General features: G+C 66.9%; 3 protein-coding genes and 1 pseudogene. 2 read left to right on the top strand and 2 right to left on the bottom strand.

All coding sequences use genetic code 11. The features are described from left to right. Positions 1 to 44: 44 nt before the first annotated feature. Entirely contained in the window at positions 45 to 656 is a 612-nt protein-coding gene (locus tag AC1DQP_RS19205) for a superoxide dismutase (protein ID WP_256775577.1), read from the bottom strand. Positions 657 to 903: 247 nt separating this feature from the next. Here AC1DQP_RS19205 and AC1DQP_RS19200 point away from each other — a divergent pair, with 247 nt between their 5' ends. Together AC1DQP_RS19200 and AC1DQP_RS19195 are read left to right on the top strand one after the other, a co-directional pair. After that, positions 904 to 1,365 (top strand): guanyl-specific ribonuclease, encoded by a 462-nt coding sequence (locus AC1DQP_RS19200; RefSeq protein WP_256775578.1) that lies wholly within the window; start codon positions 904 to 906, stop codon positions 1,363 to 1,365. Further along, positions 1,362 to 1,814 carry a barstar family protein gene (locus AC1DQP_RS19195; protein WP_256775579.1) on the top strand — a complete coding sequence of 151 codons (453 nt, stop codon included), beginning with the start codon at positions 1,362 to 1,364 and terminating at the stop codon, positions 1,812 to 1,814. Before AC1DQP_RS19200 ends, AC1DQP_RS19195 begins: the two co-directional genes overlap by 4 nt. A gap of 316 nt (positions 1,815 to 2,130) precedes the next feature. On the opposite strand, the pseudogene AC1DQP_RS19190 reads toward AC1DQP_RS19195, so the two are convergent. Next, positions 2,131 to 2,696 (bottom strand): annotated as a pseudogene (locus AC1DQP_RS19190) (hypothetical protein); the annotation flags it as partial.

Below are 2,696 nucleotides of genomic sequence, written 5' to 3'. Positions count from 1 at the left end.
GGCATCGCTGCCTGGCCGTTTTGTCATCTACCGTGCTGGATCGCTCAGGCGATCGCGGCCTGGTAACGACGTTCGACTTCGTTCCAGTCGACCACGTTGAAGAACGCGCCGATGTATTCCGGGCGACGGTTCTGGTACTTCAGGTAGTAGGCGTGCTCCCACACGTCCAGCGCCAGGATCGGCGTGTTGCCGTCCATCAGCGGGCTGTCCTGGTTGGCGCTGCTTTCCACCACCACCTTCTTGTCCGGGGTGACGCTCAGCCAAGCCCAGCCGCTGCCGAAGCGGGTCAGTGCGGCCTTGGTGAAGGCTTCCTTGAACTTCTCGAAGCCACCCAGCTGCGACTCGATGGCCTTGCCCACTTCGCCGACCGGTGCGCCGCCGCCGTTGGGCGACATCACGGTCCAGAACAGGCTGTGGTTGGCGTGGCCGCCACCGTTGTTGCGCACCGGGCCCTGCAGGTTTTCCGGCAGCGACTTGGTCTTCTTGACCAGTTCTTCGATCGGCAGGTCGGCGTATTCGGTGCCTTCCAGTGCCGCGTTGACGTTGTTGATATAGGTCTGGTGATGCTTGGTGTGATGGATTTCCATCGTGGCCGCGTCGATATGCGGCTCGAGTGCGTCGTAGGCGTAGGACAGCTTGGGGAGGGTATAGGCCATGTGGATCTCCTGGTAGCTCACTCACCCGGCAAAGACCGGGCGTTGCGCTGACGATGATGGGGATGGACGGCAAGCTTACCAAGGCCCATGTAAAGGAAATCTGGGCTCGCGCATGCAACCTCTGCACACCATGTTACGCAACGGTGACGGCAGCGTGGCGTGGATGGGTCGTTGTTCGGCTGCGCCTCATCGCCCGGCGCACGGTTGACGGTACAGTAGTGGCCACCTTCCCTGCCCCACCCTGCCCATGCGCAAGCCCTTGCTGTTGCTGGTCGCCATCGCGCTGCTGATCGGCGGCCTGGCCACGATCAAATTCGCGCAGCGTCCCCCGGCGCCACAGTTCGCTCCATCGCTGACCCAGCCGGCGGCACCGAACGCACCACTCGCTACCGGGACGCAGGGGGTGAAGCACGATCCGTTGCCGCCGTTCCTCCCGCCCGAGGCACGCCGCACCATCGCACTGATCCAGCAGGGCGGACCGTTCCCGCATCGGCAGGACGGCAGCGTGTTCGGCAACCGCGAACAGCGCCTGCCAGAGCGGCCGCGCGGCTATTACCACGAGTACACCGTCGACACCCCCGGTGCCGGCAACCGCGGTGCGCGTCGCATCGTCACCGGCGGCAATCCGCCGACCGGCTGGTTCTACAGCGACGACCACTACGAGACCTTTCGCAGTTTCGATGTTCCACCGGCCGGGAGCTGGCAATGAACCATGATGGATTCGAGTTGGGCCTGCACGACATCAACAATGCCGGCGTGTATGCGATCGGCAATGGCGATGTGGGCCCGTTGTCGGCCGCGATGCGCGATGCCGGCCTGCGCGTGGTGCAGATCGACCTGGACGGCTGCCAGGACAAGCGGATGCTGTTGACGCGGCTGGCCGGGCGACTGGACTTCCCCACCGGCTTCGGCGGCAACTGGGATGCACTGAGCGACAACCTGCGCGACCTGGCCTGGCTGCCCGCCAACGGCTATGCCCTGTTCTTCAACGACGCCGACGCGCTGCGTGCGCAGGCCGGTGCCGACTTCGACACCCTGCTGGACGTGCTCGACGAGGCCAGCCGCAGTTGGGGCGAAACCAACGTGCCGTTCTGGGCGTTCGTGGCGTTGCAGGATGCCGACGTAAGTGTGGATGCGGACGCGGAACAGGAGCCATAACGTCCCGCGCGATAGACGGCGCCACGCCATGCGCGGCTCGCAGGTGCCATGACGCCGGACCGGTAGAGCCACGCCATGCGTGGCTGGCAGGTGCCATAAACGCTGGACCGGTAGAGCAGGCACGCATGGCGTGGCTCTACCCGGGGGTCGGAACGCCTGACCGGAGAGCAGCCACGCATGGCGTGGCTCTACCCGGGGTCGGAACGCCTGACCGGAGGGCAGCCACGCATGGCGTGGCTCTACCCGGGGGTCGGAACGCCTGACCGGAGGGCAGCCACGCATGGCGTGGCGCTACCCCCGCCGATGCGGCGGGGCCTCAGCGGCTGCCGTTGTCTTCCTGCAGCTCTTTCTTGAACGGGATGTCCGGCGGCGGACGCGCGATCGCCGGCTGGTCCTGCATGTTCGGATCGCTCAGGCCGCAGCCGCCGCCGAACTGCAGGATCGAGACGACGCAGGAGATCGACGAGCTGGTGCCCGGGATCGGAATCTCCACGGCCTTGATGCCCTTGCGAACCCATTCGGCCAGCAGCGATTCGTTGGGCGCCCAGTACTTGTCGAACGACGTCGGGGTGTAGTCGTACGGCGGGCGCTTGAGCCAGGTGCCGGACTGGGCGATGCGCTCCTTGGTCCAGCCGTCCTTGTCACCGCCCGGTGCGCCGCGCTCGGTGGTGCSCTTGCCGTCCTGGCCAGGCACGCGCACGCTGCCGTCGGCCTTGAACAGGCTGTCGCCGTGGCTGCCGGTATCGGCGACGGCGCGGCCGTCGAGATCGCGATCCTGCGGATGGTTGGCCGCGCCCCAATCGTCGCCGCGCGTCGGCGTGGCCCAGTTGCCCGGGTTCGCCGCCGGCTTCGCGGCGGGCTGGGTGCTGGCGCGCGCGGTCG

The organism is Stenotrophomonas sp. P5_A8, from assembly GCF_056400545.1.
Note: the sequence above shows the minus strand (reverse complement) of the source record. Positions and strands in the feature narration are given on the sequence as shown.

What these genes read in the sequence shown, in the direction of transcription:
- AC1DQP_RS19205 (WP_256775577.1), bottom strand. Translation starts at nt 656, where the DNA reads ATGGCCTATACCCTCCCCAAGCTGTCCTACGCCTACGACGCACTCGAG.
- AC1DQP_RS19200 (WP_256775578.1), top strand. Translation starts at nt 904, where the DNA reads ATGCGCAAGCCCTTGCTGTTGCTGGTCGCCATCGCGCTGCTGATCGGC.
- AC1DQP_RS19195 (WP_256775579.1), top strand. Translation starts at nt 1,362, where the DNA reads ATGAACCATGATGGATTCGAGTTGGGCCTGCACGACATCAACAATGCC.